19 protein-coding genes and 1 tRNA gene are annotated in these 21733 nt (G+C 73.2%); 10 read left to right on the top strand and 10 right to left on the bottom strand.

The genetic code is table 11. From position 1 onward, the window contains the following. The first annotated feature begins 173 nt into the window (after positions 1-173). The 4 genes from eno to IF27_RS27015 all read left to right on the top strand — a co-directional run bounded on the left by eno (position 174) and on the right by IF27_RS27015 (position 3693). Positions 174-1454 carry a phosphopyruvate hydratase gene (eno, locus tag IF27_RS27030; RefSeq protein ID WP_052852467.1) on the top strand — a complete coding sequence of 427 codons (1281 nt, stop codon included), beginning with the start codon at positions 174-176 and terminating at the stop codon, positions 1452-1454. A gap of 139 nt (positions 1455-1593) precedes the next feature. Beyond that, complete coding sequence (locus IF27_RS27025) at positions 1594-2112, top strand: FtsB family cell division protein (RefSeq protein ID WP_052852466.1); 519 nt, start codon at positions 1594-1596, stop codon at positions 2110-2112. 46 nt (positions 2113-2158) lie between these two features. Further along, a complete protein-coding gene (locus IF27_RS27020) occupies positions 2159-2743 on the top strand; it encodes a DUF501 domain-containing protein (RefSeq protein WP_052852465.1) in 585 nt (194 codons plus the stop codon). Then, positions 2740-3693 (top strand): Ppx/GppA phosphatase family protein, encoded by a 954-nt coding sequence (locus tag IF27_RS27015; RefSeq protein ID WP_052852464.1) that lies wholly within the window; start codon positions 2740-2742, stop codon positions 3691-3693. The genes IF27_RS27020 and IF27_RS27015 overlap by 4 nt, the downstream gene beginning before the upstream one ends. Positions 3694-3834: 141 nt before the next feature. Here the strand turns inward: IF27_RS27015 and IF27_RS27010 are convergent, their stop codons facing one another. Then, positions 3835-4095, bottom strand: coding sequence for a hypothetical protein (locus IF27_RS27010; protein ID WP_052852463.1), 261 nt, complete (start codon positions 4093-4095; stop codon positions 3835-3837). A 356-nt stretch (positions 4096-4451) separates the two neighbouring features. Here IF27_RS27010 and IF27_RS27005 point away from each other — a divergent pair, with 356 nt between their 5' ends. Both IF27_RS27005 and IF27_RS27000 read left to right on the top strand, forming a co-directional pair. Next, positions 4452-5864, top strand: a complete 1413-nt coding sequence (locus IF27_RS27005; protein ID WP_110946284.1) for an NAD(P)/FAD-dependent oxidoreductase — start codon at positions 4452-4454, stop codon at positions 5862-5864. Between the two features lie 274 nt (positions 5865-6138). Continuing rightward, positions 6139-7428, top strand: coding sequence for an SAM-dependent methyltransferase (locus IF27_RS27000; RefSeq protein ID WP_052852461.1), 1290 nt, complete (start codon positions 6139-6141; stop codon positions 7426-7428). A 68-nt stretch (positions 7429-7496) separates the two neighbouring features. Here the strand turns inward: IF27_RS27000 and IF27_RS26995 are convergent, their stop codons facing one another. Continuing rightward, entirely contained in the window at positions 7497-10043 is a 2547-nt protein-coding gene (locus IF27_RS26995) for an ABC transporter permease (protein WP_052852460.1), read from the bottom strand. Positions 10044-10123: 80 nt separating this feature from the next. Further along, positions 10124-10903, bottom strand: a complete 780-nt coding sequence (locus IF27_RS26990) for an ABC transporter ATP-binding protein (RefSeq protein ID WP_223291232.1) — start codon at positions 10901-10903, stop codon at positions 10124-10126. 380 nt (positions 10904-11283) lie between these two features. On the opposite strand from IF27_RS26990, the gene IF27_RS26985 reads away from it, so the two are divergent. After that, positions 11284-11365: transfer RNA gene (locus IF27_RS26985), tRNA-Leu, on the top strand. A gap of 150 nt (positions 11366-11515) precedes the next feature. Here the strand turns inward: IF27_RS26985 and IF27_RS26980 are convergent. Continuing rightward, on the bottom strand, positions 11516-12478 hold the full coding sequence (locus IF27_RS26980; protein ID WP_052852458.1) for a helix-turn-helix transcriptional regulator: 963 nt from the start codon (positions 12476-12478) through the stop codon (positions 11516-11518). A 62-nt stretch (positions 12479-12540) separates the two neighbouring features. On the opposite strand from IF27_RS26980, the gene IF27_RS26975 reads away from it, so the two are divergent. Next, positions 12541-13788: an epoxide hydrolase family protein gene (locus tag IF27_RS26975; protein WP_052852457.1), complete on the top strand. Its 1248-nt coding sequence runs from the start codon at positions 12541-12543 to the stop codon at positions 13786-13788. A 283-nt stretch (positions 13789-14071) separates the two neighbouring features. After that, positions 14072-14956 (top strand): Bax inhibitor-1/YccA family protein, encoded by an 885-nt coding sequence (locus tag IF27_RS26970; protein WP_052852456.1) that lies wholly within the window; start codon positions 14072-14074, stop codon positions 14954-14956. 92 nt (positions 14957-15048) lie between these two features. Here the strand turns inward: IF27_RS26970 and IF27_RS26965 are convergent, their stop codons facing one another. The 4 genes from IF27_RS26965 to IF27_RS26950 form a co-directional block, all read right to left on the bottom strand. Beyond that, positions 15049-15381, bottom strand: a complete 333-nt coding sequence (locus IF27_RS26965) for a hypothetical protein (RefSeq protein WP_052852455.1) — start codon at positions 15379-15381, stop codon at positions 15049-15051. Between the two features lie 15 nt (positions 15382-15396). Then, the gene (locus IF27_RS26960; protein WP_052852454.1) at positions 15397-16302 is read right to left on the bottom strand and encodes a hypothetical protein; all 906 of its coding nucleotides are present in this window, start codon (positions 16300-16302) and stop codon (positions 15397-15399) included. 265 nt (positions 16303-16567) lie between these two features. Further along, entirely contained in the window at positions 16568-17788 is a 1221-nt protein-coding gene (locus tag IF27_RS26955) for an acetyl-CoA C-acetyltransferase (RefSeq protein WP_052852453.1), read from the bottom strand. Between the two features lie 79 nt (positions 17789-17867). Continuing rightward, positions 17868-18908 carry an SGNH/GDSL hydrolase family protein gene (locus IF27_RS26950; protein WP_110946283.1) on the bottom strand — a complete coding sequence of 347 codons (1041 nt, stop codon included), beginning with the start codon at positions 18906-18908 and terminating at the stop codon, positions 17868-17870. A 141-nt stretch (positions 18909-19049) separates the two neighbouring features. Here IF27_RS26950 and IF27_RS26945 point away from each other — a divergent pair, with 141 nt between their 5' ends. Further along, a complete protein-coding gene (locus tag IF27_RS26945) occupies positions 19050-20432 on the top strand; it encodes a cystathionine beta-synthase (RefSeq protein WP_052852451.1) in 1383 nt (460 codons plus the stop codon). Between the two features lie 298 nt (positions 20433-20730). Here the strand turns inward: IF27_RS26945 and IF27_RS26940 are convergent, their stop codons facing one another. Beyond that, a complete protein-coding gene (locus IF27_RS26940) occupies positions 20731-21150 on the bottom strand; it encodes a hypothetical protein (RefSeq protein WP_420822058.1) in 420 nt (139 codons plus the stop codon). A 107-nt stretch (positions 21151-21257) separates the two neighbouring features. Next, the gene (locus IF27_RS26935; protein ID WP_052852450.1) at positions 21258-21449 is read right to left on the bottom strand and encodes a hypothetical protein; all 192 of its coding nucleotides are present in this window, start codon (positions 21447-21449) and stop codon (positions 21258-21260) included. Positions 21450-21733: the final 284 nt, after the last annotated feature.

The following is a 21733-nucleotide window of genomic DNA, read 5'->3' as shown; positions in this document are numbered from 1 at the left end:
TAAACAAAAAGCTGGTACCACTGCTGAGCTGCGAGTTCGTCCGATGTTCAGCCGATTCGGGCGAGCTGGGGGGCGGTGGCGGCGCCGGGGCCGGTTAGGCTCAGGTGGCTGGGCGCGAAGATGCCCCTGTACCCAGTCCCTGTGATCAGGCCCTGTGACAGAAGGAGACCCCCGTGCCGTCCATCGACGTCGTCGTCGCCCGCGAGATCCTCGACTCGCGCGGCAATCCCACGGTCGAGGTCGAGGTCGGCCTCGACGACGGCAGCACCGGCCGCGCCGCGGTGCCCTCCGGCGCCTCCACCGGCGCCTTCGAGGCGCTCGAACTGCGCGACGGCGACCAGAGCCGTTACCTCGGCAAGGGCGTGGAGAAGGCCGTCCTCGCCGTCATCGAGCAGATCGGCCCCGAGCTGGTCGGCTACGACGCCACGGAACAACGCCTCATCGACCAGGCGATGTTCGACCTCGACGCCACCGCCGACAAGTCCTCGCTCGGCGCCAACGCCATCCTGGGTGTCTCCCTCGCCGTCGCGCACGCCGCGTCCGAGTCCCGCGACCTGCCGCTCTTCCGCTACCTCGGCGGCCCCAACGCGCACCAGCTGCCGGTGCCGATGATGAACATCCTGAACGGCGGTGCCCACGCCGACTCCAACGTGGACATCCAGGAGTTCATGATCGCCCCGATCGGCGCCGAGTCGTTCTCCGAGGCCGTCCGCTGGGGCGCCGAGACGTACCACACGCTGAAGAAGGTCCTGAAGGAGCGCGGCCTGGCCACCGGCCTGGGCGACGAGGGCGGCTTCGCGCCGAGCCTCAGCTCCAACCGGGAGGCCCTCGACCTCATCGTCGAGGCCATCCAGAAGGCCGGTTACACGCCGGGCCAGGACATCGCGCTCGCCCTGGACGTGGCCGCCACCGAGTTCTTCTCCGACGGCGTCTACACCTTCGAGGGCAAGGCGTACACGGCCGAGGAGCTGACCGCCTACTACGCCGAGCTGGTGGACGCCTACCCGCTCGTCTCCATCGAGGACCCGCTGAGCGAGGAGGACTGGGAGGGCTGGCAGGCCCTGACCGCGACCCTCGGCCACAAGGTCCAGATCGTCGGCGACGACCTGTTCGTCACCAACCCCGAGCGCCTCCAGCGCGGCATCGACGCGGGCTCCGCCAACGCGCTGCTGGTGAAGGTGAACCAGATCGGTTCCCTCACCGAGACGCTGGACGCGGTCGAGCTGGCCCAGCGCAACGGCTTCAAGTGCATGATGTCGCACCGCTCGGGCGAGACCGAGGACGTCACCATCGCCGACCTCGCCGTCGCCACCAACTGCGGCCAGATCAAGACCGGCGCCCCCGCCCGCTCCGAGCGCGTCGCCAAGTACAACCAGCTGATGCGCATCGAGGAGATCCTCGACGACGCCGCCGTGTACGCGGGCCGCACCGCGTTCCCGCGCTTCCGCGGCTGACCCGTACGGCATCCGGCGGGCGCGACATCCGCCCGCCACCCCCGTCCCCAGCGCCCCTCCCCGCCGTCCGTCCCGTACGGTGGCGGGGACGGGTGCACGGACGAGACGGCGACACGGCAGGGCCGGGACGGGAGGCGATGTGGCCGCGGAGCGGGACCGGTTCTCCACCGCCACCAGACTGCGGGCGTTCGGCGAACAGGCCGCCGCCCGCGTGTACCAGGCGCAGACCCGCCGACTGACCCCCCGGCCCCGGCGCGTACGCCTCACCGGCCGCGCGGCCGTCCTCGCGCTGGTGATCTGCTCCCTCGTCGTCGCGCTCGCGTACCCGCTGCGGCAGTACATCCAGCAGCGTTCCGAGATCGCCGACCAGCGCCGCCAGGCCGAGGAGGCGCGCGACCGCGTCGCCGAGCTGCGGGACGAGAAGGCACGCTGGCAGGACGACGCGTACGTCCAACGGCAGGCCAGGGAACGGCTCCTGTACGTCCTGCCGGGCGAGATCGGCTACATCGTGCCGGAGCCCGACGGCGGCGCCGAGGGCGACGGGGACGCCGAGGGCGACGAGCGCCTGGAGAACAGGGGCGCCGCAGGGGACCGGCCGTGGCACGAGAAGATGTGGGAAGGACTCGACCGCGCCGACGGCGCGGGAACGCCGCAGTGACCGCCGTGCGCGGCGCGCGCGGCAGCGGGTCCCTGCCCCGCCCGCGATGAGCCGTACCGGAGATTTCCCCGTGGAGACGACACCCCCCGCCCCCGACGACGCCGCCGTCGTGCAGGCCCAGCTCGACCGCCCGCCGCGCGGGCTGCGGGGCGTCGCCCACCGCTGCCCGTGCGGCAACCCCGACGTCGTCGAGACCGCCCCCCGGCTGCCCGACGGCACCCCCTTCCCGACCACGTACTACCTGACGTGCCCCCGCGCCGCGTCCGCCATCGGCACGCTGGAGGCGAACGGCGTGATGAAGGACATGACGGCCCGGCTCGCCGACGACCCGGAACTCGCCGCCGCCTACCGGGCGGCCCACGAGGACTACCTCGCCCGCCGCGACGCCATCGAGGTCCTGGCCGGCTTCCCGAGCGCCGGGGGCATGCCCGACCGGGTCAAGTGCCTGCACGTCCTGGTCGCGCACTCCCTGGCGGCCGGGCCCGGCGTCAACCCGCTCGGGGACGAGGCGCTGGCGATGCTCCCCGACTGGTGGGCGAAGGGGCCGTGCGTCCCGCGCGGGACGGCGGCCACCGACGCGGCCACCGACGGCACGGCGGCCACGGCCGCGGGAAAGGACCTCTCCGCATGACGACCGTCGCCGCCATCGACTGCGGCACCAACTCGATCCGGCTCCTCGTCGCCCGCACCGACCGGGACACCGGGCTCCTCACCGACCTCGACCGGCGCATGGAGATCGTCCGCCTCGGCCAGGGCGTGGACCGCACCGGGCGGCTCGCGCCGCAGGCGCTGGAGCGGACGTTCACCGCGTGCCGCGCGTACGCCGACGCGATCCGCGCGCACGGCGTGCCGCCCGCCCGCGTCCGCTTCGTCGCCACCTCGGCGACGCGGGACGCCGAGAACCGCGACGACTTCACGCGCGGCGTCCGCGACATCCTCGGCGTCACGCCCGAGGTCGTCACGGGCGACGAGGAGGCCGCCCTGTCGTTCACCGGCGCCACCCGTGAACTCCCCGGCGACAGCTACCTCGTGACGGACATCGGCGGCGGCTCGACGGAGTTCGTGCTCGGCACGGGCGCGGTACGGGCCGCGCGCAGCGTGGACATCGGCTGCGTCCGGCTCACCGAACGGCACCTCACCGGTGACGGCGGCGTCGTCACCAACCCGCCGACCGCCGCCCAGATCGCCGCCATGACGGCCGACATCGACGCCGCGCTCGACCTGGCGGGCGAGCGCGTGCCGCTCGCCGAGGCGGGCACGCTGGTCGGCCTCGCGGGGTCGGTCACCACCGTCGCCGCGATCGCGCTGGGCCTCCCCGCGTACGACCCGGGCGCCATCCACCACGCGCGCATCGGCGTCGAGCAGGTCAGGGAGACCACCGACCGGCTGCTCGCCGCGACCCACGCCGAGCGCGCCGCGATCCCCGTCATGCACCCGGGCCGTGTGGACGTCATCGGCGCGGGCGCGCTGATCCTGCGCCGCGTCATGGAGCGCGCCGGGGCCGCCGAGGTCGTGGTCAGCGAACACGACATCCTGGACGGCATCGCCTACGGGGTGGCGGAGCGCGCGGCGGCGCACTGAGCCGCGGCGCCGGGCAACGGCGGCGTCTCCGGCGCGAGTTCGCCGGGGGCGCTACGGGGTGCGGCGGACGTTCCGCCGGTCGCCCGGCGCGATCAGGGTGCGCATGGCTTCGGGTCGGCCGCTGGCCCGGATCTGCCGCAGTCATACGGCGCCTTCACCGCGCTCGCCGAACAGGTCCGCCAGCAGCTCGGCCGTCGAGACGGTGGGTCCGCCGTCGGCCAGCACCGCCTCCGCCTCGCGGGCCAGCATCACGTCGGCCGCGTCCTCCCGTGCTTCGAGGTCGGCGATCGGCACGATCGCGGCGACCGGTACGCCGTTGCGTGCGAGGCCCGGCGTGCGAGGCCGGGAGCGGCCCCGTACATCCCCGGACGAACCGCCCGCGACGCGCCCGGGATCCGCCACGCGAAAAGGTTCGTGAAGTTTTTCACATGGGATGGCCCCCGCAGGGGTGGTGAACGGGCCGTGGGCGGCCCCGACCGGCCGGAAAGCGGTGCCCGGCGGGCCTGTTCCGTCCGTCCGCCGCCCCGCCGTGCGCCCCCGGGCGGAGGCGCCGCCGGGGTCGTGGCGCACGGGTCGGACCGCGTGCGAACTGCGACGTTCGTCCCCGCGCGGTCGCGCGTCCGGCCCGGGACCTGCCGCGCGCCCCCGTCCGGCGGAGGCGACGGGAGGAAAAAGGGGCGCAGTGTAGCAGAACGGCCCGCCATGCTTGTGAAGCCCCTCACGAGCTACCCCCCCGGTGCGGGTGGATACTCGATGGCATGAGCACCACGGAGCGTCCCCGAATTCTCGTCGTAGGCGGCGGGTACGTCGGTCTGTACGCAGCCCGCCGGATCTTGAAGAAGATGCGGTACGGCGAGGCGACCGTCACCGTCGTCGATCCGCGTTCCTACATGACCTACCAGCCTTTCCTCCCCGAAGCGGCTGCCGGAAGCATCTCCCCGCGTCACGTCGTGGTGCCGCTGCGCCGAGTGCTCCCCAAGGCCGAGGTCCTCACCGGCCGTGTCACCTCCATCGACCAGGACCGCAAGGTCGCCTCCGTGGCGCCGCTCGTCGGCCGGCCGTACGAGATCCCGTTCGACTACCTGGTGGTCGCGCTCGGCGCGGTCTCCCGTACGTTCCCCATCCCCGGGCTCGCGGAGCAGGGGATCGGCATGAAGGGCGTGGAGGAGGCCATCGGCCTGCGCAACCACGTCCTGGAGCAGTTCGACAAGGCCGACTCCACCACCGACCCCGAGATCCGCCGCAAGGCGCTGACGTTCGTCTTCGTCGGCGGCGGCTTCGCCGGTGCGGAGACCATCGGCGAGGTCGAGGACATGGCGCGCGACGCCGCCAGGTACTACCCCGGCATCAGCCGTGAGGACATGCGCTTCCTCCTCGTGGACGTCGCCGACAAGATCCTCCCCGAGGTCGGCCCGAAGCTCGGCGAGTGGGGCCGCGAACACCTCGCGGCGCGCGGCATCGAGATCCACCTGGGGACGTCGCTCACCTCCTGCGTGGACGGCCACGTCGAGCTGAGCAACGGCGTCACCGCCGACTCGGACACCATCGTGTGGACGGCGGGCGTCAAGCCGAACCCGGTGCTCGCCCGCTACGGCCTGCCGCTCGGCCCGCGCGGTCACGTGGACACCGAGCCGACCCTCCAGGTCAAGGGCGTCGGCCACATCTGGTCGGCCGGTGACAACGCGCAGGTCCCCGACCTCGCGGCCCGCGCCGCCGGTGTCGAGAACGCCTGGTGCCCGCCGAACGCCCAGCACGCGCTGCGGCAGGCCAAGGTCCTCGGCGACAACGTCATCTCCGGGCTGCGCGGCTTCCCGCAGAAGGAGTACAAGCACGCGAGCATGGGCGCGGTCGCCGGTCTCGGCCTGCACAAGGGCGTCGCCGCGATCAAGCTCGGCAAGCTGACCTTCCGGTTCCGCGGACGGCTCGGCTGGTACATGCACCGTGGCTACCACGGGCTGGCCGTCCCGACCTGGAACCGCAAGATCCGGGTCTTCGCGGACTGGACCCTCGGCCTCTTCCTCAAGCGCGAGGTCGTCTCCCTCGGGGCGATGGAGCGCCCGCGGGAGGAGTTCTACGAGGCCGCGGCGCCGGTGACGGCCGCAGCCGCCGAGCGGAAGCGCCCCGCCGCCCCGGCGAACGCCGACGCCAAGCCCACCGTCAAGGCGGGCTGACCCGGCGTCACACCGCCCCGGCGGGCACGCGGGCAGGACCCCGGAGGGGGCGGACGGCACGAGCCGTCCGCCCCCTCCGTCATGCCGGTGCCCCGGCGGGCGGTGTCCCTTTTCCAACTTTTTACGCGATACCTGTGCCACCTTTTGCGCCGTTTCGTTACGCCTCGGGCGTTAATACCTGCGGAATGCACCTGCCTCTCCGGGCGTTTCTGGATCGCCTGACTCCTCGGGCTGAACAGAATCAGACTGTTCCCTTTTATGGAGGTGTGTCCGTATGCCCGCTGCCCAACGGCTGGCCGCACTCATCGAACAGGTACTCGGCGGGCCGTCGCCCGTCCGTCTGCGCGCCTGGGACGGCAGCGAGGCCGGGCCGCCCGACACCGAAGGGCCGGTACTGGTCGTACGGCACCGCAGGGCCCTGCGCCGCCTCCTCTACCGGCCGGGGGAGCTGGGGCTCGCCCGCGCCTGGGTCGCCGGGGAGTTGGACGTCGAGGGCGACCTCTACGAGGCCCTCGACCGCCTGACCACGCTGGCCATGCGCCGCCCTGACGCCCCGCCCGCCGCCCGCCTCGCGACCGCCCGTGACCTCCTCGCCCTCATCGGGCCCGTCGTCCCCGTCCCGCTCCCGGCCCCGCCCGAGGAGATGCCGCGCCGCAGCGGGGCCCTCCACTCCCTGCGCCGCGACCGCTCCGCCATCAGCCACCACTACGACGTGGGCAACGACTTCTACGAACTCGTCCTCGGCCCTTCGATGGTCTACTCGTGCGCCGTCTTCGGCACGCAGGACACCACGCTGGCCGAGGCCCAGGCCGCCAAGCTCGACCTCATCTGCCGGAAGCTGGCGCTCCGGGAGGGCCAGCGGCTCCTGGACGTCGGCTGCGGCTGGGGCTCGATGGCGATCCACGCGGCGCGGGAGTACGGCGTCACCGTCGTCGGCATCACCCTCTCCGCCGAGCAGGCCGCCTACGCACGGGAGCGCGTCGTCAAGGAGGGTCTTGAGGACCGCGTCGAGATCCGCGTCCAGGACTACCGCGAGACGGCGGACGGGCCCTTCGACGCCATCTCCTCCATCGGCATGGCGGAACACGTCGGCGCCGCGCGCTACCAGGAGTACGCCACCCGCCTGTACGGGCTGCTGCGCGAGGGCGGACGGCTCCTCAACCACCAGATCGCCCGCCGCCCCTGGAAGGACGAGAGCGCCTACCGCATCGACCCGTTCATCGACGCCTACGTCTTCCCCGACGGCGAGCTCGCCCCGGTCGGCAGGACGGTCGGGCTGCTGGAACGGGCGGGCTTCGAGGTGCGGGACCTGGAGTCCCTGCGCGAGCACTACGCCCTGACGCTGCGCGAGTGGGTGCGGAACCTGGAGGCGGGCTGGGGCGAGGCCGTCCGGCTGAGCAGCGCCGGGCGGGCCCGCGTCTGGCGGCTGTACATGGCCGCCTCGGCGCTCGCCTTCGAGCGCGGCCGGATCGGCGTCAACCAGGTCCTCGCCGTGCGCCCTCCGGCCGACGGGGCGTCCGTCCTCCCGCTGCGGCCCCGCGCCTGGGTCGAGCGGACGGCCTGACACGGGCGCGGCCCGGACAGGGGATCCCTGTCCGGGCCGCGTGCCGTCCCGGCTCCCGCCGGGGCGCGTCAGTCGGCCTTGATGGCCTCCAGCATGTTGAGCCGCGCGGCGCGCCGGGCGGGCCACAGCGCCGCCAGGACGCCCACGATCCCGGCGAGCGCCAGGAAGACGGCCATCCGCCCCCACGGCAGCACGAGTTCGTAGGTCGGCATCGCGTCCCCGATCATGCGGCCGACCGCCCAGCCGAAGAACACCCCGAGCGACAGCCCCAGCACCCCGCCGAACAGCGCGATGGTCACCGACTCGAGACGCACCATGCGCTTGGTGGAGCGCCGGTCGAGACCGATCGCGCGGAGCATGCCGATCTCCTGGCGCCGCTCGAAGACCGACATGGCCAGCGTGTTGATGACACCGAGCACGGCGACGACGACGGCCATCCCGAGCAGCGCGTAGAGGATGGTGAGCATCAGCGTGAAGACGTAGGCGATGTCCTCGGAGATGTCGTCCTGGTCCTGGACGAGGATCGCCGGGTTGTCGCCGAGGGCGCTCTCCAGCCGGTCCTTCGCCGCGTCGCTCGGCCCGCCCTCGGTGCTCAGCATGACCTGGAAGTCCCGCGGGCGGTCCAGGTGCGGGTCGAGCGTGGCGCTGTCGAGGATGATGCCGCTGATCAGCTGGTTGCCCTCGTAGACGCCGGAGACGGTGAGGCTCTCCGAGGCGCCGTCCTCGTAGGAGACCTCGAAGGTGTCGCCCAGGGCCCAGCCGAAGTCCTCGGCCGTGCCGTCGTCCACCACCACGTTCGCCCCCGACAGGCCGTCGAAGGACCCGGCGGTGAAATCGACGCTGACCAGCTCGGGTATGGACTCCCCGTCCACACCGGTGAGGTTCTGGACGTCCGGGTCGCCCGCGATGAGCACGGGGGCGTTGCGCAGACCGCTGATGGCCGTCACCCCCGGCTGCTCGGCCAGTGCCGTGCCCACCTCGGGGGCGAGAGGCGCGAAGTTGGCCATCGAGACGACGTAGTCGGACGTCATCGACTCGGCCGCCATCCGGTCGATGCCCTTGGAGAGGGAGTCGGCGATCACCGTCATGCCGGTGATCAGGGTGAGGCCGATCATGAGCGCGGAGGCCGTGGCGGCGGTCCGGCGCGGGTTGCGCACGGCGTTGAGCCGGGCCAGCTTGCCCGAGATCCCGAACGGGCGCATCAGCGGCGTCGTGAGCGCGATCACCGGCCGGGACAGCAGCGGCGTGAGGACGAAGACGCCGATCACGAGGACCGCGGCGCCCAGACCCATCGTCAGGCCGCTGTCGTCCGCCCCGATCCCGGCCAGGACGAGCACGCCGCCGACGGCGGCGAACAGGGCGCCGATGGTGTTGCGCACCACGAGCCCGCGCGTCGTCGGCGCGGCGTGCACGCTGTTCATCGCCGCCACCGGGGGGATCCGCGCGGCACGCCGCGCGGGCAGCCAGGCGGCCAGCACGGTGATGACGATGCCGACCAGCAGCGGCGCGGCGACGGCGGCGCCGTTGATGACCAGCGGCCCGTCGGGGACCGTGACCCCGGTCGCCGACATCAGGCCACGCAGCCCGGCCGCGATGCCGACGCCCGCCGCGAACCCGGCCACACCGGCGACGGTGCCCACGGCGAACGCCTCGGCCAGCACCGAGCGCGTCACCTGCCGCCTGCTCGCGCCGACCGCGCGCAGCAGGGCCAGCTCCCGCGTGCGCTGGGAGACCAGCATGGTGAAGGTGTTGGCGATGATGAAGACGCCGACGAACAGGGAGATGCCGGCGAAGCCGAGCAGCGCGGTGCGCATGCCGCTGGTGGCGGCCTCGATGCTGTCGGCCTGCTCCTGCGCGGCCTCCTCACCCGTGACGGCCTCGGCGTCCGCGGGCAGCAGGGGCTCGACGGCGCCGCGCAGGGACTCCTGGCTGGTGCCGTCCTCCGCCGTCAGCGCGAACTCGGTGTACTCGCCGGGGGCGGTGTACAGCTCCTGGGCGGTGGCGGTGTCGAAGAGGACGAGCGAGCCCCCCGCCGCCACGGCCCCGTCGTCCGTGGTGAAGACGCCGGTGATGGTCTCCTCCCGCACGGGGCCGTCCACGGAGAGGCGGGCGGTGTCGCCCACGGCGTAGCCGGTGCGCTCCGCCGTCTCCGCGTCGATGGCTATCTCGCCCGCGCTCTCCGGGGCGCGGCCCTCGGCCATGGGGTAGCGCGTGTCGGTGCCTGAACCGTCCGTGCCCGCGTAGTAGTTGGTGCCCGTGGTGTCCCAGCCGTCGCCGACGAGGTCGCCGTCCGGGTCGGCGAGCGCCGCGAAACCGGTCACGCCGCCGCGGACGGAGGCGACGCCCGGCAGGCCGGACACGGTGTCGAGCAGGTCCTGGGGCAGATCGGCGGCGCCGCCCGGTGTCCCCTCGGCGGCGTCGCCGTCGTCGTCGGGCCGGACGGCCACGTCCACGTCGGCGAGTCCGTCCTCCGCGCTGCGCTGGAACGCCTCGGAGATGGTGGAGGTGAGCACGAGGGTGCCCGCGACGAACGCGACGCCGAGCAGGACGGCGAGGGTCGTCATGAACAAGCGCGCCTTGTGCGCGAACACGTTGCGCAGGGCGGTTCTGAGCATGCTGCTTCCCGGGGAGTGGTGACAGGTGACGGGCGGGCGTGTGGTGTGCGCGGGGGCCGGTTCCGGCGGACCCGGCGGTGTCAGCTCGTGCGGCCCTTGGCGTCGTACCGCTTCATGTGCTCCAGGACCGTCTCGGCGGTCGGGTCGGGCATGTCGTCCACGATGCGGCCGTCGGCGAGGAAGACGACGCGGTCGGAGAACGAGGCGGCGACCGGGTCGTGGGTGACCATCACCACGGTCTGGCCCAGCTCACGCACGGACTCCCGCAGGAAGCCGAGCACCTCCGCCCCCGCGCGGGAGTCGAGGTTGCCGGTGGGCTCGTCGCCGAAGATGATGTCCGGCCGGCTCGCCAGCGCGCGGGCCACGGCCACCCGCTGCTGCTGGCCGCCGGACAGCTGGGCCGGGCGGTGCTTCAGCCGGTCGGACAGCCCGACGGTGGCTATCACGCGGTCCAGCCACTCCTTGTCGGGCTTGCGGCCGGCTATGTCCATCGGCAGCGTGATGTTCTCCAGGCCGTTGAGCGTCGGCAGGAGGTTGAACGCCTGGAAGATGAAGCCGATCCGGTCCCGGCGCAGCTGGGTCAGCTTCTTGTCCTTCAGCCCGGTGATCTCCGTCTCGCCTATCCGGGCCGAGCCGCCTGAGACCGAGTCGAGCCCCGCCATGCAGTGCATCAGCGTGGACTTGCCGGAGCCGGAGGGGCCCATGATCGCGGTGAACTCGGCCTGCCGGAACTCGACGGACACGTGGTCGAGCGCGACGACCTGTGTCTCGCCCGAGCCGTAGACCTTCGACAGGTCGATGGCGCGTGCGGCCACCGGCGCGGTGGAGGTGGCCGGTGAGGCGGTGGCATACGAGGACACGGTGACGCTCCTGGGAGGACGGGGACCTACGGTGCCCTTCATCCTCGGGGACGCGGCGCCCCCGGCGCGATCCGTCATCGTGCTTGTTCTCTGTCCTCTTCAGAGGTACATGCCGCGCCCCCGGATCATCCTTGAGGAGTACGTCACCCCTGCGTGCCCGAGAGGATGCGGAGGGTTGATTTGCGTCAATCCTGGTCCCACCCGTCAACCGGGTGACGGAGTCAAAACGGCACGTGGCCGCCCGGTGCCCGTCTGATGAGCCATCAGGGGCTCATAAAATCAGACAACATCGGCCTGGGGCACCGGTGTTCAGCCGAATCGGCCGGATAAGCTCGGCTCAGGCCCTGGCGCGCACGTGCCCGGTACGGCTTGGGATCTGTGCCCGGATGGTGGAATGCAGACACGGCGAGCTTAAAACTCGCTGGCCTTCGGGCCGTGCCGGTTCAAGTCCGGCTCCGGGCATCCCTTGGCTCACGCCTGTGACCTGCGTGAACAGCCGAATCCGGCGCACCGCCGCCCAAGGGGGGACACACCGTGGGGGGTCCCGTGGGGGCCCGGTGGCGCCGACGCCACCGGCCCGGGACGGTCCGCGGCCGACCGCACGCCCGTGCCCTACGTCCCGCGCACGGCGTTCAGGCACCGGGTGCCCTGGGCCCGCAGCGCGTCGGCCAGTTCCGGCGGGGCGTGGGTGAGCGTGAAGTCGGCATCGACCGAGGTGATCATCCAGGCGAGGTCACGGGGCGAGTCGGCGCCCAGGTGCAGCAGACAGCTCCCGTCATCGACCGGCTCGACGACGCCCATGCCGGGCCAGACACGGTCGGCGACCGCCGCCGCGGACTCGTGCAGCGTGACGGTGGCCTGGAACGCCCAGACCCGTGACGACAGTTGACGGGCGAGATACGCGGCCACGTCGCCGTCGGGCAGGTCACGCGGGCTGAACCGCGGTCCTGTCGGGATGCGCGGGGTCAGCCGGTCCACGCGGAAGGTCCGCCAGTCGGCGCGGTCGGTGTCCCAGGCGACGAGGTACCAGTGGTGCCCGAAGCTGACCAGGCTGTGCGGCTCCACCGAGCGCACCGCGGGCCCGCGGCCGGGGGCCACGTAGTCGAAGCGCAGCAGCTCGTGCCCGCGGCACGCCTCCGCGACCGCCATGAGCGTGTCGGCCGACACCTGCGGGGCCGGGACCTCCCCGGCCCGGACGGTGGCCGTGTGCAGGGTGTTCACCCGGCGCCGCAGCCGGGACGGCAGCACCTGCTCCAGCTTGGTCAGCGCCCGCAGCGAGACCTCCTCGATCCCGGCGACCGAGCCGCCCGCCCCCGTGCGCAGCCCGATCGCGACGGCGATGGCCTCGTCGTCGTCCAGCAGCAGCGGGGGCAGCCTCGTCCCCACACCGAGCCGGTACCCGGCGACGCCCCGGGCGGCGTGCACCGGGTACCCCAGCTCGCGCAGCCGCTCCACGTCACGCCGCAGGGTCCTCCGGCTGACGCCGAGGTGCGCGGCCAGCTCGGCACCCGTCCGGTCACGGTGGGTCTGGAGCAACGTGAGCAGTCTCAGCAGTCGTCCCGAGGTGCGCATCATGCCCCCAGCCTGCCGGAGACTTAGGACCGGGCCTGGCCGCACCGGGACCTACGTTCCTGATCATGACGAACGCGACACCCGCCATCGTGCCCTTCCGCATCGACATCCCCCAGGACCTCCTGGACGATCTCCACGCCCGCCTCGCCGCCACCCGCTGGCCCGGCGAGCTGCCCGGCGTCGGCTGGAGCCGCGGCGTCCCCCAGGCGTACCTGCGGGACCTGGCCGAGCACTGGCGCACCGGCTACGACTGGCGCAAGCACGAGGCCGCGCTCAACGAGCACCCCCAGTTCACGACCACCGTGGACGGCCAGAAGATCCACTTCCTCCACGTACGGTCCCCCGAGCCCGACGCCACGCCGCTCGTGCTGCTGCACGGCTGGCCGGGCTCGGTGGCCGACTTCCTCGACGTCATCGGCCCGCTGTCCGACCCCCGCGCGCACGGCGGCGACCCGGCCGACGCCTTCCACCTCGTCATCCCCTCGCTCCCCGGCTTCGGCTTCTCGACGCCGCTGGCCGGGCCCGGCATGGGCGCGGCGCGCATGGCCGGGGTGCTCACCGGCCTGATGGCCCGCCTCGGCTACACGCGCTACGGCGTCCAGGGCTACGACACGGGCTCGTGGGTCGCCCCCGAGATGGGCAAGCAGGCCCCTGACCAGGTCATCGGTGTCCACGTCAACGCCCTGATCACGTTCCCGGTCGGCGCGGAGGGCGAGACGGACGGGCTCACCGAGACCGAACAGCGCCGCTGGCAGTCCATGCAGGACTTCAACGACGGCTACCTCCAGTGCAACTCCAAGCGCCCCCAGACGGTCGGCTACGCCCTCACCGACTCCCCGGTCGGCCAACTGGCCTGGATCGTGGAGAAGTACAAGGAGCTGACCGACCCGGAGGACGGGCTGCCCGAGGACAGCGTGGACCGTGACCGCATCCTGACCGGGGTGTCGCTGTACTGGCTGACCGGCACGGCGGCCTCGGCTGCCCAGGTCTACTACGAGGAGATCTCCGCCGCCGCCTGGAGCGACGCCGCGTCCGGCGACTGGAGCGCGGACGCCTCCGACGCGGACACCTGGAGCGCCGACGCCTCCGATGCCTCCGACGCGGACGCCGGTGACTGGGCGTCCGCGGCGCGTGGCACGGTCCCCACCGGCGTGCTGGTCTCCGTCCACGACGTGACGATCCGCCGCTGGGCCGAGCGCGACCACCACGTCGTGCGCTGGACCGAGCTCGACCGTGGCGGCCACTTCCTCGCCCAGGAGGCCCCCGACCTGCTCGTCGGCGACATCCGCGCGTTCTTCGGCCAGGTGCGCTGACCGGAGGGGGCCACCCCGCTCATCCCATCGGGTGTACGACGGTCCGTCCTGCCGGGACGCCCCGCCCGGCCGGTCGGACCGCGTGTACCGCCGCCCTCCGGGGGCACAGGACCTCCACGGACAGGCACCGACAGGGGCCACGGTCCGGCCGGAACCCGGGATCGAGTCCGGACGGGAACACAACCGCCCTTCCGCTCGTTTCCAGGAGTGCACTACCGTGCGTTCTTTGCTAACGCATTACTCTGGTAGTCAAGGCCGTGCCGTGCGGCCATGGAGGAGTGAGATGAGGAGTAGCAACCCGGTCCTCACGCGTCGGGGGTTCAGTCGGGACGGTGGTTACGCCGGCTTCAACGCCGGACCGCAGCCGCAGACCGGGAATCCTTACGCGGGCGGCCAGAACACCCCCTACGCGCAGCCGGGCAACCCGTACGCCGCCCAGCCCGCGAACCCGTACGCCCAGCCGCAGACCGGGCCCGCGGGCGGCCTCGTGCCCCCCGCCGCGCCGCCGCGCGCCGGTGTGATGACGATGGACGCGGTCGTCTCGCGTACCGCCATCACCCTGGGCACCGTCGTCGTGGCCGCCGCCGCCGCGTGGATCGGCGACCTGCCGCTCGCCGTCGGCATCGTGGCCGCACTGGTCGCCTTCGCCCTGGCCATGGTGCAGTCGTTCAAGCGCGAGGCGTCGCCCGCGCTGATCCTGGCCTACGCCGTGTTCGAGGGTGTCTTCCTCGGCACGATCAGCGCCGCGATCAACCAGGCGGCGCCCGGTGCCGCGATGCAGGCCGTGATCGGCACCATGGCGGTCTTCGCCGGTGTGCTGTTCATGTACAAGCAGCGCATCATCCGGGTCACGCAGCGCTTCACCCAGTTCGTGCTGGCCGCGGCGGTGGGCTTCGTCCTGCTGTCCATGGTCAACCTGGTGGTCGCCCTCATCGGTGACGGCAACGGCCTCGGCCTGCGTGACGGCGGTCTCGGCATCGTCTTCGGCCTGATCGGCATCGTCCTCGGTGCCTGCTTCCTCGCCCTGGACTTCAAGATGGTCGAGGACGGCATCGCCTACGGTGCCCCCGAGCGCGAGTCCTGGCTGGCCGCGTTCGGCCTGACCCTCACGCTGGTCTGGATCTACATGGAGTTCCTGCGGATCATCGCCATCCTCCAGGGTGACTGACCCCGGCGGAACGCATGTGACGTGTGGCACGAGGGCCCCGGCGGGAGACTTCCCGCCGGGGCCCTCGTGCCGTCCTCGGCGGGGCGCGGCCTCTAGAAGGTCCGCAGCAGCTCCAGCGCCGCCGCCAGCTCGCGGTCCGTCCCCGGTCCTGGCGGCGCGGCACGCAGGGCGTACGCCAGGTCGTGGCCCGCGACGGCGATCTGGTCGCCGACGACGTACATCCCGTCGTCGGGCAGCTCACGCGGCGGCGCGTCGGGCCGCTCCAGCAGCTGCGCGCGCCGGGAGAGTTCACGGGCCAGCGTCAGCCCGCGCGCGGCGACCCCGCGCCGCAGGGCGCTCTCCGGCAGCGGGCGCACGCGGTCGGCGATCCGGTCCACGGCGGCGTCCAGCACGTCGGGCGAGGGGCGGGGGGTCTGGTCGGGCACGGCGCGGCTACTCGCTCACTCGTTGGGCTCGTTGAGGTAGGACGAGGCGACCACGCGGTCGGCCAGCAGGTAGACGCTGTCCTCGCCGCAGGAGAACGTGAGCGCGTACGCCCCCGACACCCCCGAGCCGCCCATCAGGACCGGCGGCCGACCCGACCGTACCGCCTCGGCCAGCCGCGCGGCGGCCTCGTGGTGGCTGGGGGAGAGGCAGAGCGTGGTGCCGTCGGCGAACAGGAAGACGTCCAGCGTGCCGAGCGGCCCGGGGCGTACGTCGGCCAGCGGTGTCCGCGCCTCCGCGAGCCGGGTGAGCCGCTCGGCCGTGCGCCGGTGCTCGTCCCTGGCGGCGCGCTCTGCGGTGGCGGCGCGGTCCACCGGCTCGCCCGACAGGGTGTAGCCCGGGTGCGAGGGGTGGCGGCGGCGGGCCGCGGCCAGTTCGGGGGAGTCGCCGCCGTCGGGCGTCTCCTGCTCCGCCGCGGGCCCGTCGTCGTCCAGCGCCTCCGTCGATTGGCGCGGAATGAGCGGTGCCCCGTCGCGGCCGGGGCCGGGGAGCCCCGAGTCGCTGAGGAGATAGCGCTCCAGGAGCGCGTCGAGCAGCTCCTCGTCCGCGTCCGTCACGTCGTGTCCGAAGCCGCGGCCCGAGAGCAGGCCGCCCGCGACACCGTGCTCGGACGCGTCCTGCTCGGCCCAGTAGGCGCGGGCCTCGGCCAGCTCACGGTCCCGCTCGTCCGCGAGCGCCGCCGCGACCGCCCTGCGGATCTCCTCGGGCGGCACGGGCCGCGCGCCGGGGACGCGGTGTCCGGCGAGGTCCGCGCGCAGCGCGGCCAGGTCGGCACGCAGCCCGCGCGCGGTGATCAGGGCTCCCGCGCCCAGGGCGGCGGCGGTGCCTGCGGTCACCAGCAGGATGACGGATATGGCGCTCACGGACTCGCTCCCAGTGTTTTCGTCCCTGACTTCTTATCCCAGGTTTCCGGGGCGAGGCCACGGCGTGCAGTGCAAAACGTCATCCACCGGACAGGCCCTTGGTCCGGCGTGCCCGTGGGGCACCGCTGTGAGCTGGACTTTTCCCTCCGGATCCGGCGTGCATCACATCCCGGGGCCGCTTCGGTATCGCCCGCATATACCGGGTGACGGATGTCACCGCACCTCCCCCCGTCCCGCCGAGTGCCGGGGCCCCCGCCGGTCCCGTCTAGCTCAGGCGCTCCAGCACCAGGGCCATGCCCTGGCCGCCGCCGACGCACATGGTCTCCAGACCGAACTGCTTGTCGTGCCAACGCAGCGCGTTGATCAGCGTAGTGGTGATGCGCGCCCCCGTCATGCCGAACGGGTGGCCGACCGCGATCGCGCCGCCGTTCACGTTCAGCCGCTCCGGGTCCACGCCCAGCTCGCGGTAGGACGGGATGACCTGCGCGGCGAACGCCTCGTTGATCTCGACCAGGTCGATGTCGCCGATGCCGAGCCCCGCGCGGGCCAGCGCCCGGCGGCTCGCCTCGACCGGGCCGAGGCCCATGATCTCGGGCGACAGCGCGGACACCCCCGTGGCGACGATCCTGGCGAGCGGCGTGACGCCCAGCTCGCGCGCCCTGGTGTCGGACATCACGACGAGGGCGGCGGCCCCGTCGTTGAGCGGGCAGCAGTTGCCCGCCGTGACCAGGCCGTCGGGGCGGAAGACGGGCTTCAGGCCGCGCACGCCGTCGAGTGTGACGCCGGGCCTCGGGCCGTCGTCCGCGGCGACCACCGTGCCGTCCGGCGTCGTGACGGGCGTGATCTCGCGCGCCCAGAAGCCGTCCGCGATCGCCTGCTCGGCGAGGTTCTGCGAGCGGACGCCGAACGCGTCCATCTCCTCGCGCGTCACGCCCTTGAGGCGCGCCAGGTTCTCCGCCGTCTGCCCCATCGCTGTGTAGACGTCGGGCAGTTCGCCGTCCTCGCGGGGGTCGTGCCAGCCCTCGCCGCCGTGCTCGGCGCGTGCGGCCGTGCGTTCTCCGGCGGCGGCGAACAGCGGGTTGCGGGTGCCCGGCTGCCCGTCGGACGAGCCGAACCGCTGCCGCGAGACCATCTCCACCCCTGCGGAGACGAAGACGTCGCCCTCGCCCGCCTTGATCGCGTGGAAGGCCATCCGGGTCGTCTGGAGGGACGAGGCGCAGTAGCGCGTCACGGTGCAGGCCGGGAGGCCGTCGAGGCCGAGCTGCACGGCGACGACCCGGCCGAGGTTGTGCCCCTGCTCGCCGCCCGGCATGCCGCAGCCGAGCAGCAGGTCGTCGATGTCGGCGGGGTCGAGCTGCGGCACCGCGTCCAGGGCGGCCCGGACGATCGTGGCGGTCAGGTCGTCCGGCCGCAGGTCCCGGAGGGACCCCTTGACGGCGCGGCCGATCGGGGAGCGGGCGGCGGAGACGATCACTGCTTCGGGCATGTCCCTGGCCTCTCTCGGGGGATGCCGCGGCCTGGGCCGCGGACCGTACCCCGAAGTTACCCACAGGTAGGATCGGCTGTCACGTCCCACTCCCCGGGACCGGGTCCCGCTCCTCGTCGGGGAGCCGCCGCCTGCGCCGCAGCCGCAGCAGGGCCCGCGGCGCGCGCCGCCCCCCGGCCTCCGGGGGGCCGCCCGCCGCGCTGACCTCGGAGCCGCCCTCGGACACGGCCCGCGCCGCGGCCTTCGCGACCGGCAGCACCTGCTCACGGCGCGGCGGTGGCGGCTGCTCCTCGCGCGGCCAGACCCCGACCGTGTCGCACAGTGTCGGCAGCAGGGCCATGGCCGCCGTGGCGTAGCCCTCGGCCGACGGGTGGTAGCGGTCGGGGCCGAACAGCTCGCGCGGATGGGCCGCGAACTCCGGCCCGAGCAGCGCCCCGAGGGACACCGTCCTGCCGCCCAGCTCGACCACCGCGATCGTCTGCGCGGCGGCGAGCTGTCGGCACAGCCGCCGCGCCAGCCAGCGCAGCGGCTGCGCCACCGGCTCGACGGACCCCAGGTCGGGGCAGGTCCCCACCACGACCTCGCAGCCCGCGGTGCGCAGCCGCGCCACCGCCTCCGACAGGTACTTCACCGAACGGGCGGGCGAGAGACGGCCCGTGATGTCGTTCGCGCCGATCATCAGCACGCACACGTCCGGCACGGGCGCGCGGCCCGGCTCGGTCAGCAGCAGCGACACCTGGCGTTCGAGATCGGAGGAACGGGCGCCCGACAGCGCGACGTTGTGCAGCTCGACGGGGCGCTCGGAGACCGCAGCGAGCCCCGACGCGAGCAGTGCGCCCGGCGTCTGCCCCGCGCGCCGCACGCCTTGTCCGGCGGCCGTCGAGTCGCCCAGCAGCGCCAGCCGCCACGGCGATCCCGGCGCGGCGGCGAACGCGAGGCCGTACAGCCCGTCCGCCACCGGCGGCTCGCGGTCGTCCGCGCCGCCGCTCAGTCTGCGGCGCGCGGAGCGGGCCTGGGTCAGCAGCAGCCCGACCGCCGCGCCCCCCAGCACGCCGATGCCGCCGCCGCCCAGCGCCGCCGCGGTCGCGATCCTCCGAGCCACCCGCGCCCTTGACGACATGGCAAGCCTCACGCCTCCCGTCCGTCCCGTCCGGTCTCCTCACCTGTGTGGTGCCCAGCGCGGCGCACCCCGCAACGCAATAGGCTGCTGCCGGTGGGGCGGAAGAACCTGCCCCCGCGGCCCGGACGTGGAGATACCCAGGTGCAGTATCACGAGTCGATGATCGACCTTGTCGGCAACACCCCGCTGGTGAGGCTCACCACGGTGACCGCCGGCATCCAGGCGACGGTGCTGGCGAAGGTCGAGTACTTCAACCCCGGCGGCTCGGTCAAGGACCGCATCGCGCTGCGCATGATCGAGGCGGCGGAGGAGTCGGGTGAACTGCGGCCCGGCGGCGTCATCGTGGAGCCCACCTCCGGCAACACCGGGGTCGGCCTCGCCATCGTCGCCCAGCGCAAGGGCTACCGCTGCATCTTCGTCTGCCCTGACAAGGTCTCCACGGACAAGATCAACGTGATGCGCGCGTACGGCGCCGAGGTCGTCGTCTGCCCCACGGCCGTCGATCCCGAGCACCCGGACTCGTACTACAACGTCTCGGACCGTCTCGTCCGTGAGACGCCCGGTGCCTGGAAGCCGGACCAGTACAGCAACCCCAACAACCCGCTGTCCCACTACGAGACGACAGGTCCCGAGCTGTGGCGGCAGACGGACGGGCGCATCACGCACTTCGTCGCCGGTGTCGGCACCGGCGGCACCATCTCGGGAACAGGCCGCTACCTCAAGGAGGTCAGCGACGGCCGGGTCAGGGTCGTCGGCGCCGACCCGGAGGGGTCGGTCTACTCCGGCGGGAGCGGGCGGCCTTACCTCGTCGAGGGGGTCGGCGAGGACTTCTGGCCGGACGCCTACGACCGGAAGGTCGCCGACGAGATCGTGGCCGTCTCGGACAAGGACTCCTTCCGGATGACGCGGCGGCTCGCCCGGGAGGAGGGGCTGCTCGTCGGCGGCTCCTGCGGCATGGCGGTCGTCGGCGCCCTGGAGGTCGCGCGCCGCCTCGGGCCAGACGACGTGGTCGTCGTCCTGCTCCCGGACGGCGGGCGCGGCTACCTGAGCAAGATCTTCAACGACGAGTGGATGGCCGACTACGGCTTCCTGGAGGGCGGCGAGCCCAACGTGCGCGTCGCGGACGTGCTGCGGGCCAAGGAGGGCGACATGCCCTCGCTCGTCCACATGCACCCGGACGAGACGGTGGGCCAGGCCGTCGAGGTGCTGCGCGAGTACGGCGTCTCGCAGATGCCCGTCGTCAAGCCGGGCGCCGGTCACCCGGACGTGATGGCCGCCGAGATCATCGGTTCCGTCGTGGAGCGTGACCTGCTCGACGCGCTGTACGCGCAGCGTGCCGCGCTCACCGACCGGCTGGAGCCCCACCTCAGCCCGCCGCTGCCGCACGTCGGCTCGGGGGAGCCCGTCGCGGACCTCATGCAGGTGCTGCGCGGCGCGGACGCGGCGGTCGTCCTGGTGGACGGCAGGCCGACGGGCGTGGTCAGCAGGCAGGACCTGCTGGCCTATCTCGCGGGCGAACGCTGACCCCGTGACCGCGGAGCGTCGCGGGCGTGCCGGACAAGAGATCCCGAAGTGTCACGGCTGGGCAACGCGTCGTTAACACCGGCCCGGCAGAGTAGCGGTTGTCGGCACCAAGGACCTCCGGAGCGGCTCCCGGACCTCCCTGGTCGCCCGGACGCCAGGCCCCGACCCGGCCGGCGTCCCCGCGGGGACCGCCGTCGTCCCGCCCCTGGTGATCCGTCACCGGGGTGCGGCGGTCCCCGCCAACCGACCTCCCGCGTATCGGTGCCCCGGTGCTCCACCGGGGCACCGATACGCGCGCTCAGTCGCCCTCGCCGCGGGGGATGCCGCGCCGCAGCACGTAGCAGGCGTTCACGGCGACGATCCCGGCCCAGCAGGCGAGCAGACCTTCGAGGTCCGCCAGGTTCGCCGCGATCGCGGACAGCGGGATGGCGAGCACCAGCGACATCGACGCCAGGATGAACTCGGTTCCCGGGCCCCTGACCTCCCCGGGCGCCCTGGCCCTGCCGCCCCGCGCGACGACCATCTGCTGCTCGGCGAGCTGCCGCCGCACCCGCTTGTCCACCGCCGTGTCCACGCGCCGTTCGACCTTCTCCAGGAAGCCATCGACCAGCTCCGCCTCGTACGCCGGGCCGAGCTCCTTGCGCGTCTGCAACGCCGCGTCCAGGTCCGCCCGGAGTTCCGCGTCACGCTCGTGGTCGCGGTCACTGCCACTCATCATGCGCACCACGCTACGGGGGGCCGCAGGGCCACGGCATTAGGGCTAGCCCCCCTTTTCCTGCGACCGCCCCACCCCGGCCCGGGACGCCGTCCCGCCCCCGCCCGAGGTCAGTGCCCCGGAGTGGCACGCTCCGGTATCGGCCGGTGCCGGACCGTCCCGGGTCGGCCGAACGCCTCGGCCAGGGACATGACGACCGGCATCCCGGTCCGCCGCTCCGTCCGGTGGCCCGCGCCACACCCCTCCGCACCCTTGGGCGCCTGAACCTGCTGTCGGCAGGCGATCTGCTGCGTCTCGTCCATGCGCCCGACTGTAGGGGGCCCCACTGACAATCCCTCAGGACGAACGGGCCGCCCACCCCGCTGCTGGCGGCCCGTGCCGTGTCATGGGGAACGTCCTGATCGGATTGCTGTCCGAGCGGATCGCTTAGTGGTCGGAAAGGGGCAGCGGTAAGCCGAGAAGAGGGCGTCGGCGATCACCTTCGGTCGCCCGCCCCGCCCGCCGGGGGCGGCCGGGGCGTGTGCCACCATCCTCGGCGGCGGGACCGGACGCCCCGCCGCCGAACCGCGAACCGCACACCGCAGGG

The sequence above is a fragment of the Streptomyces avicenniae genome (assembly GCF_000719135.1).
GTDB classification, from domain to species: Bacteria; Actinomycetota; Actinomycetes; order Streptomycetales; family Streptomycetaceae; genus Streptomyces; species Streptomyces avicenniae.
Note: the sequence above shows the minus strand (reverse complement) of the source record. Positions and strands in the feature narration are given on the sequence as shown.